Origin of the sequence: Streptococcus sp. 27098_8_109 (assembly GCF_041432295.1) — a bacterium.
Taxonomy (GTDB): Bacteria; Bacillota; Bacilli; order Lactobacillales; family Streptococcaceae; genus Streptococcus.
Window position 1 is genome coordinate 141,335 of the sequence record NZ_JAPVZJ010000001.1, and the last position, 14,363, is coordinate 155,697.

At 36.7% G+C, this 14,363-nt stretch carries 9 protein-coding genes; 7 read left to right on the forward strand and 2 right to left on the reverse strand.

The window, feature by feature from the left end:
- The first annotated feature begins 555 nt into the window (after positions 1-555).
- Both O3664_RS00720 and O3664_RS00725 read left to right on the forward strand, forming a co-directional pair.
- Positions 556-7,143 (forward strand): S8 family serine peptidase, encoded by a 6,588-nt coding sequence (locus O3664_RS00720; RefSeq protein WP_371613481.1) that lies wholly within the window; start codon positions 556-558, stop codon positions 7,141-7,143.
- A gap of 491 nt (positions 7,144-7,634) precedes the next feature.
- Positions 7,635-7,943, forward strand: coding sequence for a hypothetical protein (locus O3664_RS00725; RefSeq protein WP_247952771.1), 309 nt, complete (start codon positions 7,635-7,637; stop codon positions 7,941-7,943).
- Positions 7,944-8,021: 78 nt separating this feature from the next.
- Here O3664_RS00725 and O3664_RS00730 read toward each other — a convergent pair whose 3' ends face one another.
- Positions 8,022-8,381, reverse strand: a complete 360-nt coding sequence (locus tag O3664_RS00730) for a DUF3397 family protein (RefSeq protein WP_078352365.1) — start codon at positions 8,379-8,381, stop codon at positions 8,022-8,024.
- Between the two features lie 91 nt (positions 8,382-8,472).
- On the opposite strand from O3664_RS00730, the gene O3664_RS00735 reads away from it, so the two are divergent.
- From O3664_RS00735 to O3664_RS00755, 5 genes are read left to right on the forward strand one after another with little or no spacing between them, the layout of a single operon-like run.
- The gene (locus O3664_RS00735; RefSeq protein WP_045606008.1) at positions 8,473-9,429 is read left to right on the forward strand and encodes a TIGR01212 family radical SAM protein; all 957 of its coding nucleotides are present in this window, start codon (positions 8,473-8,475) and stop codon (positions 9,427-9,429) included.
- Positions 9,413-9,970: a class I SAM-dependent methyltransferase gene (locus O3664_RS00740; RefSeq protein ID WP_371613482.1), complete on the forward strand. Its 558-nt coding sequence runs from the start codon at positions 9,413-9,415 to the stop codon at positions 9,968-9,970. Before O3664_RS00735 ends, O3664_RS00740 begins: the two co-directional genes overlap by 17 nt.
- Positions 9,963-10,217, forward strand: coding sequence for a hypothetical protein (locus O3664_RS00745; protein ID WP_261146917.1), 255 nt, complete (start codon positions 9,963-9,965; stop codon positions 10,215-10,217). The genes O3664_RS00740 and O3664_RS00745 overlap by 8 nt, the downstream gene beginning before the upstream one ends.
- 11 nt (positions 10,218-10,228) lie before the next feature.
- Positions 10,229-12,283, forward strand: coding sequence for a sodium:proton antiporter (locus tag O3664_RS00750; protein ID WP_261146918.1), 2,055 nt, complete (start codon positions 10,229-10,231; stop codon positions 12,281-12,283).
- Positions 12,284-12,310: 27 nt separating this feature from the next.
- Positions 12,311-13,171, forward strand: a complete 861-nt coding sequence (locus O3664_RS00755) for a YihY/virulence factor BrkB family protein (protein WP_020902460.1) — start codon at positions 12,311-12,313, stop codon at positions 13,169-13,171.
- A gap of 79 nt (positions 13,172-13,250) precedes the next feature.
- Here the strand turns inward: O3664_RS00755 and queA are convergent, their stop codons facing one another.
- Complete coding sequence (gene queA / locus O3664_RS00760) at positions 13,251-14,279, reverse strand: tRNA preQ1(34) S-adenosylmethionine ribosyltransferase-isomerase QueA (protein ID WP_004255765.1); 1,029 nt, start codon at positions 14,277-14,279, stop codon at positions 13,251-13,253.
- Between the last annotated feature and the right edge of the window lie 84 nt (positions 14,280-14,363).

The window sequence follows — 14,363 nt, forward strand, 5'->3', positions numbered from 1 at the left end:
CTAGGTTATAGGTAGATAAACGACTGAGGATTTGAAAAAATAGATATGTTGAAGATAACCGTCAAGTCTTATTCTTAGCGGTTATTTATATTGTTTAATAGCGCTGATATTTCATCAATAGTGATGTTTGACTTTGTGATGTTGCTAGTTCTTTAAGTTGATTGTTACTATTTTTGATGGTGTGAATGTTCTGATAATATACCCCAGCTAACTACGAAAGTTTTTGAATATATATTTTTAATGTGTATTAAAAAATAAATTAATGCGTATTAATTTTTCTTGACTTAAATTTTTTAAATGATATACTATTTTTATGGAGAGCTAACAATTATATATAAATGTACTACTCTATTTCCTAGATAATACTTATACTCTTCGAAAATCAAATTCAAACCACGTCAGCGTCGCCTTACCGTACTCAAGTACAGCTTGTGGCTAGCTTCCTAGTTTGCTCTTTGATTTTCATTGAGTATTAGTAAAACTTTTTATAACAAAGGCTAGCAAAGTTAAAGTTTTCTATCTATTGGAAGTTAAATAAATATGTAAGGAATTAAAATGAAAAAAAGTACAGTATTGTCATTAACCACAGCTGCAGTTATTTTAGCAGCATATGTCCCTAACGAGGTAATCTTGGCAGACACATCTAGCTCTGAAGATGCTTTAAATATCTCTGATAAAGAAAAAGTAGTAGGTAAACAAAACGAAAACAAAGAAAAACTTGAAGATATTCATAATGTTATAGAAACTTCAAAGGATACTGAAGAAAAGAAAACAACAATTATTGAGGAAAAAGAAGTTGTTAGTAAAAATCCTGTAATAGACAATAACACTAGCAATGAAGAAGCAAAAATCAAAGAAGAAAATTCCAATCAATCTCAAAGAGATAAAGCGGACTCGTCTGCAAGTAAAGACCCAGAAAGTCCCAAAAAAGAGGATAAACTTGTCTATATTGCTGAATTTAAAGATAAAGAATCTGGAGAAAAAGCAATCAAGGAATTATCCAATCTTAAGGATACAAAAGTTTTATATACTTATGATACGGTTTTTAATGGTGTTGCAATAGAAACAACTCCAGATAATTTGGATAAGATTAAACTAATAGAAGGTATCTCATCTGTTGAACGATCACAAAAAGTCCAGCCAATGATGAATCATGCTAGAAAAGAAATTGGAGTTGAGGAGGCAATCGATTACTTAAAATCTATCAATGCTCCATTTGGTAAAAATTTTGATGGTAGAGGTATGGTCATTTCAAATATCGATACCGGGACAGATTATAGGCATAAGGCCATGAGGATTGATGATGATGCTAAAGGCTCAATGAGATTTAAAAAAGAAGACTTAAAAGGTACTGATAAAAATTTCTGGTTGAGTGATAAAATTCCTCATGCTTTCAATTATTATAATGGTGGTAAAATAACTGTAGAAAAAGCTGATGATGGGAGTGATTATTTTGATCCACATGGGATGCATATTGCAGGGATTCTTGCAGGAAATGATACTGAAAAAGACATCAAGAATTTTAATGGAATAGATGGAATTGCTCCTAATGCACAGATATTCTCTTATAAAATGTACTCTGACGCAGGATCTGGCTTCGCAGGAGATGAAACAATGTTTCATGCTATTGAAGATTCCATCAAACACAACGTTGATGTTGTTTCGGTATCATCTGGCTTTACGGGAACAGGTCTTGTAGGTGAGAAATATTGGGAAGCTATTAGAGCATTAAGAAAAGCAGGCATTCCAATGGTTGTAGCTACGGGTAACTATGCAACTTCTGCTTCAAGTTCTTCTTGGGATTTAGTGGCAAATAATAATCTGAAAATGACCGACACTGGAAATGTAACACGAACTGCAGCACATGAAGATGCGATAGCAGTCGCATCTGCTAAAAATCAAATAGTTGAGTTTGATAAAGTTAACATAGGTGGAGAAAGTTTTAAATACAGAAATATAGGTGCCTTTTTCGATAAAAATAAAATCATAACAAACGAAGATGGTTCAAAAGCTCCTAGTAAATTGAAATTTGTATATATAGGCAAAGGTCAAGACCAAGATTTGATAGGTTTGGATCTTAAGGGCAAAATTGCAGTAATGGATAGAATTTATACCAAGGATTTAAAAAATTCTTTTAAAAGAGCTACGGATAAGGGCGCACGTGGCATTATGGTTGTAAATACTGTAAATTACTACAATAGAGATAATTGGACAGAGCTTCCAGCTATGGGATATGAGGAGGATGAAGGAACTACTAGTCAAGTTTTTTCAATTTCAGGAGATGATGGTGTAAAGTTATGGAACATGATTAACCCTGATAAAAAAACTGAGGTTAAAAGGAATAATAAAGAAGATTTTAAAGATAAATTGGATCAATACTATCCAATTGATATGGCAAGCTATAATTCTAATAAACCGAATGTAGGTGACGAAAAAGAGATTGACTTTAAGTTTGCACCTGACACAGACAAAGAACTTTATAAAGAAGATATCATAGTTCCAGCAGGGTCCACATCTTGGGGACCGAGAACGGATTTACTTTTAAAACCGGATGTTTCAGCACCTGGTAAAAATATTAAATCCACTCTCAATGTCATTAATGGTAAATCAACTTATGGTTATATGTCAGGGACTAGTATGGCAACTCCAATCGTGGCAGCTTCTACTGTTTTGATTAGACCAAAGTTAAAGGAAATGCTTGAAAGACCTGTCTTGAAAAATCTTAAGGGAGATGACAAAATAGATCTTACAAGTCTTACAAAAATAGCCCTACAAAATACTGCACGGCCTATGATGGATGCGACTTCTTGGAAAGAAAAAAGTCAATACTTTGCATCACCTAGACAACAGGGAGCAGGGCTAATTAATGTTGCCAATGCATTGAGAAATGAAGTTGTAGCGACTTTCAAAAACACGGATTCTAAAGGTTTAGTAAACTCTTATGGTTCTATTTCTCTTAAAGAAATAAAAGGAGATAAAAAATATTTTACAATTAAGCTTCACAATACATCAAACAGACCTTTGACCTTTAAAGTTTCAGCATCTGCTATAACTACAGATGCTCTAACTGACAGACTCAAACTGGATGAAACATATAAAGATGAAAAATCTTCAGATGGGAAGCAAATTGTTCCAGAAATTCACCCAGAAAAAGTCAAAGGAGCAAATATTACATTTGAGCATGATACTTTCACTATAAGCCCAAATTCTAGCTTTGATTTAAATGCGGTTATAAATGTTGGAGAGGCTAAAAACAAAAATAAATTTGTAGAATCATTTATTCATTTTGAGTCAGTGGAAGAAATGGAAGCTCTAAACTCCAATGGGAAGAAAACAAATTTCCAACCTTCTTTATCGATGCCTCTAATGGGATTTGCTGGGAATTGGAACCACGAACCAATCCTTGATAAATGGGCCTGGGAAGAAGGTTCAAAATCAAAAACAATGGAAGGTTATGATGATGATGGTAAACCAAAAATTCCAGGAACCTTAAATAAGGGAATTGGTGGAGAACATGGTATAGATAAATTTAATCCAGCAGGAGTTATACAAAATAGAAAAGATAAAAATACAACATCCCTAGATCAAAATCCAGAATTATTTGCTTTCAATAACGAAGGGATAAACGCACCATCATCAAGTGGTTCTAAGATCGCTAAAATTTATCCTTTAGATTCAAATGGAAATCCTCAAGATGCTCAACTTGAGAGAGGATTAACACCTTCTCCACTTGTATTAAGAAGTGCAGAAGAAGGATTGATTTCAATAGTAAATACAAATAAAGAGGGAGAAAATCAAATCGACTTAAAAGTCATTTCGAGAGAACACTTTGTTAAAGGGATTTTAAACTCTAAAAGAAATGATGCAAAGGGAATCAAATCTTCTAAACTAAAAGTTTGGGGTGACTTGAAATGGGATGGACTCATCTATAACCCTAGAGGGAAAGAAGAAAATGCACCAGAAAGCAAGGATACTAAAGATCCTGCTACTAAGATAAGAGGTCAATTTGAACCAATTGCAGAAGGTCAATATTTCTATAAATTTAAATATAGATTAACTAAAGATTACCCATGGCAGGTTTCCTATATTCCTGTAAAAATTGATAATACAGCCCCTAAGATTGTTTCGATTGATTTTTCAAATCCTGAAAAAATTAAGCTGATCACAAAGGATACTTATCACAAGGTAAAAGAGCAATACAAGAATGAAACTTTATTTGCGAGAGATCAGAAAGAACATCCTGAAAAATTTGACGAGATTGCCAACGAAGTTTGGTATGCTGGAGCTGCTCTTGTTAATGAAGATGGAGAGGTTGAGAAAAATCTTGAAGTAACTTATGCAGGTGAGGGTCAAGGAAGAAATAGAAAACTTGACAAAGACGGAAATACCATTTATGAAATTAATGGTGCAGGAGATTTAAGAGGAAAAATCATTGAAGTCATTGCACTAGATGGCTCTAGCAATTTTACAAAGATTCATAGAATTAAATTTGCTGATCATGCTGATGAAAAGGGGATGATTTCCTATTATCTAGTAGATCCTGATCAGGATTCATCTAAATATCAAAAGCTTGGAGAGATTGCCGAATCTAGATTTAAAAATTTAGAAAATAGAAAAGAGGAAAGTCTTAAAAAAGATACAACTGAGGTAGAAAGTCATCAAGGAAATGAAGAGGTTACCGAAGAAAAATCTAGCTTTACTATCAATAAAGCCATTTCAACAATTAGAGACTTTGAAAGCAAAGATTTAAAGAAACTCATTAAAAAGAAATTTAGAGAAGTTGATGACTTTACAAGTGAAACTGGTAAGAGAATAGAGGAATACGATTATAAATACGATGATAAGGGAAATATCATTGCTTATGACGATGGTAGTGCCTTAGAATATGAAACTGAAAAACTTGACGAAATAAAATCAAAAATTTATGGTGTTCTAAGCCCGTCTAAAAATGGACACTTTGAAATTCTTGGAAAGATAAGTAATGTTTCTAAAAATGCCAAGGTATATTATGGCAATAATTATAAATCGATAGAAATCAAAACAACCAAGTATGATTCACATTCAAAAACGATGACATTTGATTTATACGCTAATATTAATGATATTGTGGATGGATTAGCTTTTGCAGGAGATATGAGATTCTTTGTTAAAGATGATGATCAGATAAAAGCTGAAACTAAAATTAGAATGCCTGAAAAAAATAAGGAAACTAAAGCAGAATATCCGTATGCATCAAGTTATGGGAATGTCATAGAATTAGGAGAAGGAGATCTTTCAAAAAATAAACCAAACAATTTAACAGAAATGGAATCTGGTAAAATCTATGCTGATTCAGAAAAACAACAATATCTATTAAAGGATAATATCATTCTAAGAAAAGGTTATGCACTAAAAGTGACTACCTATAATCCTGGAAAAACGGATATGTTAGAAGGAAATGGAGTTTATATCCAGGAAGATATAGCAAAAATCCAAAAGGCCAATCCTAATCTAAGAGTCTTATCAGAAAAAATAATTTATGCTGATAGTAGAAATGTTGAAGATGGAAGAAGTACTCAACCAGTATTAATGTCGGCTTTGGACGGCTTTAACATTGTAAGGTATCAAGTGTTTACATTTAAAATGAATGATAAAGGGGAAGCAATCGATAAAGATGGAAATCTTGTGACAGATTCTTCTAAACTTGTATTATTTGGTAAGGATGGTAAAGAGTACACAGGAGAGGATAAGTCCAATGTAGAAGCTATAAAAGAAGATGGCTCTACGTTATTTATTGATGCAAAACCAGTAAATCTTTCAATGGACAAGAACTACTTTAATCCATCTAAATCTAATAAAATTTATGTACGAAATCCAGAATTTTATTTAAGAGGTAAGATTTCTGATAAGGGTGGTTTTAACTGGGAGTTGAGAGTTAATGAATCTGTTGTAGATAATTATTTAATCTACGGAGATTTACATATTGATAACACTAGAGATTTTAACATTAAGCTTAATGTTAAAGACGGTGACATCATGGACTGGGGAATGAAAGACTATAAAGCAAACGGATTCCCAGATAAGGTAACAGACATGGATGGAAATGTTTATCTCCAAACTGGCTATAGCGATTTGAATGCGAAAGCGGTTGGAGTACACTATCAATTTTTATATGATAATGTCAAACCAGAAGTAAACATTGATCCAAAAGGAAATACTAGTATCGAATATGCTAATGGAAAATCTGTAGTCTTTAATATCAATGATAAAAGAAATAATGGATTCGATGGTGAGATTCAAGAACAACATATTTATATAAATGGAAAAGAATATAAATCATTTGATGATATTAAACAAATAGCAGATAAGACACTAAACATTAAGATTCTTGTAAAAGATTTCGCAAGAAATACAACCGTAAAAGAATTCATTTTAAACAAAGATACGGGAGAGGTGAGCGAACTAAAACCTCATACAGTAACTGTGACCATTCAAAATGGAAAAGAAATGAGTTCAACGATAGTGTCGGAAGAAGATTTCATTTTACCTGTCTATAAGGGTGAATTAGAAGAAGGATATCAATTTGATGGTTGGGAAATTGCTGGTTTCGAAGGTAAAAAAGACACTGGCTATGTTCTTAATCTATCAAAAGATACCCTTATAAAACCTGTATTCAAGAAAATAGAGGAGAAAAAGGAGGAGGAAAATAAACCTACTTTTGATGTATCCAAAAAGAAAGATAAGGCGCAAGTAAATCAAAGTGATGGAAAAGAGGACTTACAAAGAGCAAATCATTCACACAAATCTGATTCAACTAAGGATGTCACAGCTACAGTTACTGTACAAGTAAATTATAGTCAATTAAATGAAAGTCACAGAAAAGAGGATTTACAAAGAGCAAATCATTCACACAAATCTGATTCAACTGAGGATGTTACAGCTACAGTTCCTGATGAAAATGATAAAAACTTTGAAAATAAGAAGGAAGCTTATCTTAATGAACCAGAGAACATAGCTAATAAAGATACCAATATCGATAGTAAATCAACTGCTAACAATGATAGGTTGCCAAAAACCGGAACAGTTAGCGAAGTCTTCACGTCATTAGTTGCCGGAATAATGTTTACCGTAGGTGCATTTCTTGGATTGAAGAAAAAAGATTAAGATTAATATGAAAGCTATAGATGAAAAAATGCTTTATGTACTGAGATAGTGTGATGATGAAACAGTTTTGTGAAAATAGCCATTTTTAACTCAATTATTTAGTTTACTTTCCTATTGATACTCTTTTTGGATTTATTAATGGACTTAGTTTCGATAACTAATGAATTGATTGAAAGGGTTAGTATTGACAATATTGGTCATATTGATTAGAAAGTAGAGTCTATCAAAATTTAAAGGCTAAATAGAGGTGATGAGACAATTTCAAGGAATTAAGTAGCGTTTGGTTGCTTAATTCCTTTTTATTTGGAAGGTAGTTTTCCCCTGTTTCCTTATTTTATCGCTATTATTCAACCACTTAGACTGATATAGAGACCAGATAGGCAACAGAGCTTGTTCTTGGCACTAACCTCTGCTATAATGATTTTTGTAAGGGACATGAGGCGTCACTATCAGATAACTCAAGTTCATAAAAAAGAAATTGGAGATAAAAAATGAAAAAATTATTAGGGATTATATTTTTAGTAGCAGCAGCGACAGTAGTGTATTTTGGTTCTGTTGGATGGCCAAGTTTAAATGTCAACCTCTGGTCGTTGATTCCGGTAGGCTTGTTCCTCTTTTTCACTCTAGAGAATCTTTTGAAAAAAGACTACAAGGCTAGTCTGATGTGTTTGATTATTGCCTTTATTATTGCGAATGCAATTTTGGACCTTTTGCCAATTTCAAGTGGTCTAGTGATTGGAGCGGGCGTACTAGCTTGCATTGGTATTGGATTTATCTTTCCTGATAAAGAAGGAAAATAGGAATTATTGAAAAAGATATAAAGAAAAACACTTCAATCACTGTATTTCAGTTTGATTGAGGTGTTTTCGATTTAGTTTTTATTTCTGAGCCATCAATTCAACAATCATCTCGATATACATGACAAGGGTTACTAAGAATCCTGCACGCCAGAAGAATTTGATGAATTTAGGATAGTAAAAGCTGCGTTTTTTCAAAAGGAAGAAAAAAACGAGAATAATGGCTAGGAGTGAGAGGGCTAGGCCTAGTCTAGGGAGGAAATTATGGGTAAAGGTTTTAGCTGTAATAAGGTAATATTCAAATACCAAGACTGGAAAAGCCAAATCCGCAAAGTTTCGTCCTAGTTTTTTTAATCTAAAAAGTTTGGTTATGATAATGCAGACTACTAAGGTCAGTATCAATAATAAAATAGATGCTAATTTCATTAAAATCATACCCATATTGTATCATAAAAAATCGCTAATGGAAACGAGAAACAGAGGAATTTATAGGAAAGTCAGGCTTTTGAGATTGTGGGTGATTTTTGTTATAATGAAAGTTATGAAATCTTATAACACCTTGAATGATTATTATCGAAAACTCTTTGGAGAAAAGACCTTTAAAGTCCCTATTGATGCGGGATTTGACTGTCCCAATCGTGATGGGACTGTGGCTCATGGAGGTTGTACTTTTTGTACGGTTTCAGGTTCTGGAGATGCTATCGTAGCACCGGATGCGCCTATCCGTGAGCAATTTTATAAGGAAATTGACTTTATGCACCGTAAGTGGCCAGATGTTCAGAAGTATCTGGTTTATTTTCAAAATTTTACCAACACCCATGAAAAGGTTGAAGTCATCCGAGAGCGCTATGAGCAGGCTATCAATGAGCCAGGTGTAGTAGGAATTAATATTGGAACGCGACCAGACTGTTTACCAGACGAAACCATCGAATATTTGGCTGAGTTATCGGAGCGCATGCATGTGACGGTTGAATTGGGCTTGCAGACCACTTATGAAGCAACCTCTGATCTGATTAACCGTGCCCACTCCTATGAGTTGTACGTGGAAACGGTCAAGCGTTTGAGAAAGTATCCAAAAATTGAGATTGTTTCCCATCTTATTAATGGCTTGCCTGGTGAAACCCATGAGATGATGATTGAAAATGTCCGCCGCTGTGTCACGGATAACGATATTCAAGGGATTAAACTGCATTTGCTTCACCTGATGACCAATACGCGTATGCAACGGGATTACCACGAAGGACGCTTGCAGTTGATGAGTCAGGATGAATATGTCAAGGTCATCTGCGACCAATTGGAAATCATTCCCAAACATATTGTCATCCATCGAATCACAGGAGATGCACCTAGAGATATGCTGATTGGTCCTATGTGGAGCCTCAATAAATGGGAAGTCCTCAACAGCATTGAGATGGAGATGCGACGTCGTGGAAGCGTTCAAGGATGCAAGGCTGTAAAACAGGAGTTTGAAAATGAAAAGACCACTTGAGATGGCACATGACTTTTTGGCTGAGGTAGTAACTCAGGACGATATCGTAGTGGATGCGACTATGGGAAATGGTCATGACACGCTTTTTTTAGCCAAGCTAGCCAAGAAAGTCTATGCCTTTGATATTCAGGAGCAAGCCTTGGAAAAGACCCAAGAGCGTTTGAATCAAGCTGGAATGACAAATGCCCAGTTAATCTTGCAAGGCCATGAGACACTGGACCAGTTTGTGGCAGAAGCCAAGGCAGGGATTTTTAATCTGGGCTATCTGCCGTCAGCTGATAAGTCTGTCATCACCAGACCTCAGACAACGATTGAAGCATTAGAAAAGCTGTGTCATTTGCTTGTCAAAGGTGGGCGGATTGCCATTATGATCTACTATGGTCATGAAGGAGGCGACCTAGAGAAAGATGCTGTCTTGGATTTTGTTAGCCAGTTGAACCAACAAGAGTATACAGCTGCCATTTACCGAACTTTAAACCAAGTCAACAACCCGCCGTTTTTAGTTATGATTGAAAAAATAGAGAGATATAGACATGGATAAACAATACCTACGTGAAAAGCTGGATGCCATGCGCCAGAATTTTGTTGAATCAACTCACCATGAACGAGCGGTGGGTGTGTTAGACCAAGCACACATGAGTAAAAAAATGCTTAAAATCAAGAAAAAATTAGTTGCTCTTGAAATGGAACGGTGCCAGAAAAAAATTGAGCACAAAGATTGTTCCAAGATTGACCAAAAAATCAAAGAGCAGAAGGAGATTTTTGAATCTTGTTGTAAAAAAGAGTAAGGAGGTCGTGCGTGGAATTACTGATTTACCTCATCCTATTTTTACTGGTCTTGATTGTCTCGAGTACAACCAATAAGCCCCTACCCTTTTTGCCTCTACCTTTGGTGCAAATTCTTTTGGGAATCGTGATTGGTCTCTTTTTACCCAATACTGATTTTCATCTCAATACAGAGTTGTTTTTGGCCCTGGTTATCGGGCCCTTGCTTTTCCGAGAGTCGGAGGAAGCAGATATTACGGCTATTTTAAAACACTGGAGAATCATTGTTTATCTCATATTTCCAGTGATTTTTATCTCGACCTTGAGTTTGGGTGGCTTGGCCCACCTTCTTTGGTTCAGCCTTCCCTTGGCTGCTTGCTTGGCTGTTGGGGCAGCTCTTGGCCCTACGGACTTGGTGGCTTTTGCTTCTCTTTCGGAGCGGTTTAGCTTTCCTAAGCGCGTGTCCAATATCCTTAAGGGTGAAGGACTCTTGAATGATGCATCTGGTTTGGTGGCCTTTCAGGTAGCTTTGACAGCTTGGACAACTGGAGCCTTTTCCCTTGGGCAAGCTAGTAGTTCGCTCATCTTTTCAATTCTAGGCGGTTTTTTGATTGGCTTTTTAACAGCTATGACCAACCGTTTCCTCCATAGCTTCTTGCTGAGTGTGAGAGCAACGGATATTGCTAGTGAGCTCCTTCTGGAATTGAGTTTGCCCTTGGTAACCTTTTTCCTGGCAGAAGAAGTCCACGTTTCAGGGATTATTGCCGTTGTAGTTGCTGGGATTTTAAAGGCAAGCCGATTTAAGAAAATCACGCTCCTCGAAGCCCAAGTGGATACGGTAACCGAGACGGTCTGGCATACAGTGAACTTTATGCTGAACGGTTCTGTCTTTGTGATTTTAGGGATGGAGTTGGAAATGATAGCAGAACCTATCTTGACCAATCCAATCTATAATCCCTTACTTTTATTGGTATCTCTTATAGCCCTTACCTTTGTCCTCTTTGCTATTCGTTTTGTCATGATCTATGGTTATTATGCCTATAGGACTAGACGTCTCAAGAAAAAACTGAATAAGTATATGAAGGACATGCTTCTTTTGACTTTCTCAGGTGTTAAGGGAACCGTGTCGATTGCTACGATCCTTCTGATACCAAGTAATCTAGAACAGGAGTATCCTCTCTTGCTTTTCCTTGTCGCAGGTGTGACGCTTGTAAGCTTTTTAACAGGCCTCGTAGTCTTGCCTCATCTTTCTGATGAACAGGAAGAAAGTAAGGACTATCTCATGCATATTGGCATTTTGAATGAAGTAACGATAGAGTTGGAAAAAGAGTTGGAAGATACCAGAAATAAGCTCCCCCTCTATGCAGCCATTGACAATTACCATGGACGAATAGAGAATCTTATCTTGAGTCAAGAAAATAAGGGGGCTCAAGAAGACTGGGAGGCCTTGAAACTTCTTATCCTCAGTATTGAAAGTGATGGTTTAGAACAGGCTTACGAAGAAGGCAAGATGAGTGAGCGTGCTTATCGAGTCTACCAACGTTACTTGAAAAACATGGAGCAAAGTATCAATCGTAAGTTTGCTTCACGTTTGACCTATTATTTCCTTGTTTCCTTGCGGATTTTACGTTTTCTCCTTCACGAAGTCTTTACCTTTGGCAAGACCTTCCGCAGTTGGAAAAATGAAGAATCACAGAAACTCAGAGCCCTTGACTATGATCAAATTGCAGAGCTCTATCTAGAAAATACAGAGATGATTATCGAAAGTCTGGAGAACCTAAAAGGGGTTTATAAGAGTTCTTTGATCAGTTTCATGCAGGATTCTCGTCTCAGAGAAACAGCTATTATCACCAGTGGTGCCTTTGTCGAACGGGTTATCAATCGTGTCAAACCCAACAATATCGATGAAATGCTGAGAGGCTATTATCTGGAGCGCAAGTTGATTTTCGAATACGAAGAAAAACGATTGATTACGACCAAGTATGCCAAGAAGTTACGACAAAATGTAAATAACCTAGAGAACTATTCCTTGAAGGAAGCTGCCAATACCCTGCCTTATGATATGATGGAATTGGTAAGAAGAAATTAATCAAGATTATAAGTGAAGGAGTATGATATGAAGAAGTGGTGGAAAGAGCTGATAGATAAGCCCTTATTAAAAGCTTTTTTGCATTATTATCAAGCATCAGATAGTGAGTTAACCAGTGTCGCAGTAGCCTACTATTGGTTGATTTCGATTTTTCCCCTGCTTTTGGTGGTAGTTAATATCCTCCCATATTTTCAGATTCCAGTTTCTAATTTTTTAAAGGTTGTCAATGAATTCTTGCCGGATACCATGTATGATGTGGTCGCAAAGATCATTACAGAAGTGCTGACCCAACCGTCAACGGGTTTATTGAGTTTTGCGGTTTTGTCAGCCCTCTGGACCTTTTCAAAATCTATGAATTTCCTGCAGAAAGCCTTTAATAAAGCTTACGGAGTATCAAAAAATCGTGGAATGATTTCCCATCAACTCATGAGTTTGTTTGTCAGTTTTGGCTTGCAGATTCTCTTTGCTTTAGCTCTGTTTTTGAGTGTCTTTGGCCGTATGCTCCTCAACCTTGTCAAAAGCTATTGGAAATCGGATAGTCCTCTTTTTGATTATCTGCAAGACCTAACAGGCCCTTTGGTCTATGCCTTGATTTTTGCCATCCTGGTCATGCTCTACTATTTTCTACCCAATGTTAAGGTGCGAAGGATTCGCTCTGTATTGCCAGGTAGTGCCTTTGTCTTGTTGACCCTGGTCTTACTACTCAATATCTTTTCAGTCTATGTTAACAATTATGTCAATCACCTAGTGGACGTGCGTTTTTTCAGTTCCGTCGTCGTGGTGGTCATGATGTTCTGGTTTATTCTCATCGCTAAGATTTTGATTATCGGCGCGGTGATCAATGCCAGTGTCCAGAGCTTGAAAGATACGAGCTTTAGAATAAATTAACTCATTTTTTATCCATTACAAAACGCATACTATCAGGCTTTATAAAACCTTGATAATATGCGTTTTTTGATTATATAAATTAATAGATAAACATGGCATCGCCAAAACTGAAGAAGCGGTAGTGTTCTTGAATGGCATGGTGATAAGCGTCTAAGACTAATTCACGGCCGGCAAAGGCAGAAACCAACATGACCAGAGTTGATTTTGGCAGGTGGAAGTTGGTTGAGAAGGCATCCACGACCTTCCACTCATACCCAGGTTTGATAAAGATATTGGTCCAGCCAGAATCTGCTTGGATTTGCCCATCAAACTTGGAACCAATAGTCTCCAAAGTGCGTATAGAAGTGGTTCCGACAGCGATGACACGCCCCCCATTTTCCTTAACAGAGCGAAGAGTGGCAGCCGCTTCCTCAGAAAGCTGGTAGAATTCTGAGTGCATTTCGTGTTCGTCCAGATTGTCAACTGAAACGGGTCTAAAGGTTCCTAGTCCGACATGAAGAGTCAGATAGACTAGATGAACACCCTTAGCTTGGATTTCTGCTAGCAGTTCTTTAGTGAAGTGTAGTCCAGCAGTTGGTGCTGCAGCAGAGCCACTTTCCTTGGCGTAAACAGTTTGATAGCGTTCACGGTCATCCAGTTTTTCATGGATATAAGGCGGTAGAGGCATTTCACCCAGACTTTCCAAAACTTCTAGGAAAATTCCTTGGTACTCAAAGCGGACAATACGACCACCGTGGGTCAATTCTTCCGTAACGACAGCGCTGAGGCGACCATCACCAAAGCTGACACGAGTACCAATCTTGAGGCGTTTGGCAGGTTTAGCCAGAACTTCCCACTCATCTCCAGCAGTATTTTTGAGCAGGAGAAGTTCCACATGGCCTCCAGTTTCTTCCTTTTGACCATAGAGGCGGGCTGGGAGAACGCGGGTGTCGTTCATGACAAGGGCATCACCAGGTTCCAGCATATCAATAATAGAGTGGAAGTGTTTATCCTGCATTTCTCCCGTCTCACGGTTGACGATGAGGAGTTTAGAGGCGTCCCGTTTTTCAAGGGGCGTTTGGGCAATCAATTCCTCAGGTAAGTGGAAATCAAAATCAGCTGTATTCATATATCTGTTCATTCTTTCTAAGTTCTAATCTTATCCATTATAACATGTTTCAAGTTTGGACGCTCTTTTTTTGAAAATTAAATC

Bases quoted from the DNA above. Each gene is read 5' to 3' on its own strand.
- O3664_RS00720 (WP_371613481.1), top strand. From the start codon at position 556: ATGAAAAAAAGTACAGTATTGTCATTAACCACAGCTGCAGTTATTTTA.
- O3664_RS00725 (WP_247952771.1), top strand. From the start codon at position 7,635: ATGAAAAAATTATTAGGGATTATATTTTTAGTAGCAGCAGCGACAGTA.
- O3664_RS00730 (WP_078352365.1), bottom strand. From the start codon at position 8,381: ATGGGTATGATTTTAATGAAATTAGCATCTATTTTATTATTGATACTG.
- O3664_RS00735 (WP_045606008.1), top strand. From the start codon at position 8,473: ATGAAAGTTATGAAATCTTATAACACCTTGAATGATTATTATCGAAAA.
- O3664_RS00740 (WP_371613482.1), top strand. From the start codon at position 9,413: ATGAAAAGACCACTTGAGATGGCACATGACTTTTTGGCTGAGGTAGTA.
- O3664_RS00745 (WP_261146917.1), top strand. From the start codon at position 9,963: ATGGATAAACAATACCTACGTGAAAAGCTGGATGCCATGCGCCAGAAT.
- O3664_RS00755 (WP_020902460.1), top strand. From the start codon at position 12,311: ATGAAGAAGTGGTGGAAAGAGCTGATAGATAAGCCCTTATTAAAAGCT.
- queA (WP_004255765.1), bottom strand. From the start codon at position 14,279: ATGAATACAGCTGATTTTGATTTCCACTTACCTGAGGAATTGATTGCC.